Raw genomic sequence first — 1,087 nt, forward strand, 5'->3', positions numbered from 1 at the left:
TTCAAAAGTGAGCCGCCGTAAGGGCGGAACCCATAGCAGCCGTTACCGCAGCAACGGATATGCACCCAACACCGAGGTGCTAAATCGACAACCCCTTAAAGTGCTCCTGCAAAAACTCCACACACGCCCGCAACTTCCCGGAGTACGCCAACCGCGTCGGGTACACCGCCCACACATTGGCGCTCTGGGTGTAATCGTGCAGCACCTGGACCAGTTTCCCTTGTTCCAGCAGCGGCTTCACATCCCACATCGAACGCAGCAACACCCCACGCCCATCAAGTGCCCATTGCAAAACAATTTCGCCATTGTTGGACGACAACGGCCCTCGCACACGCACGCTGTCCTGCACGCCATCACGCTCCAGGTGCCAGATGCCAAACGCGTTGTCCCGCTCCTTGAGCACCAGGCAATCGTGCTGTTCCAGGTCACTCAAGTGCTGCGGTGTGCCACGGCGTTCGAGGTAGGCGGGCGCCGCACACAGTACCCGGCGGTTGCTCACCAGCCGGCGGCCGATGTGTTGGCCGGGAATGTCATCGCCCACGCGGATCTCCAGGTCGAAACCCTCGCTGACGATATCCACCACCCGGTCGAACAGGTCCAGGCGGATTTCCAGGCCCGGGTACTGTTCGGCCAGCAACGACAGGGCCGGCGCCACATGGTTGCGGCCGAAGCCAAAGCTGCTGCACAAGTGCAGATGGCCTCGGGGGCTGTCGTGGGCGTCGGAGAGTTCGTCGGACAACTGCTGGAAATCTTCGAGAATACGCACGGCCCAGCGCTGCACCCGTTCACCGTCCTCGGTCAGGGCAATGCGGCGGCTGGTGCGGTGCAGCAGGCGAGTGGCCAGGGTGGTTTCGAGAATCTGGATACGCTTGCTGACATAGGCCGGGGACAACCCCAACTCATCGGCAGCCGCAGCAAAGCCGGCCTTGCGGATCACAGTCAGGAATACCCGCAGGTCTTCAGGTAGGGGCACGGTATCTTTCTTGTTAGTCATCAGAAGCAGGCGTGGCGGCATGAGCCGCCAGAATAGCACCGGTGTGGCTAGGGAGCTTGCTGTGGCGAGGGAGCTTGCTCCCGCTGGAGTGCG

General features: G+C 61.8%; 1 protein-coding gene. It reads right to left on the reverse strand.

Annotation, left to right across the window (positions count from 1 at the left end):
- Positions 1–79 precede the first annotated feature (79 nt).
- The gene (locus SNL23_RS27335) at positions 80–994 is read right to left on the reverse strand and encodes a LysR substrate-binding domain-containing protein (RefSeq protein WP_318304257.1); all 915 of its coding nucleotides are present in this window, start codon (positions 992–994) and stop codon (positions 80–82) included.
- Positions 995–1,087 lie beyond the last annotated feature (93 nt).

Origin of the sequence: Pseudomonas sp. SED1, from assembly GCF_034044025.1 — a bacterium.
Lineage (GTDB): Bacteria > Pseudomonadota > Gammaproteobacteria > Pseudomonadales > Pseudomonadaceae > Aquipseudomonas.

Bases quoted from the DNA above. Each gene is read 5' to 3' on its own strand.
- SNL23_RS27335 (WP_318304257.1), bottom strand. From the start codon at position 994: ATGACTAACAAGAAAGATACCGTGCCCCTACCTGAAGACCTGCGGGTA.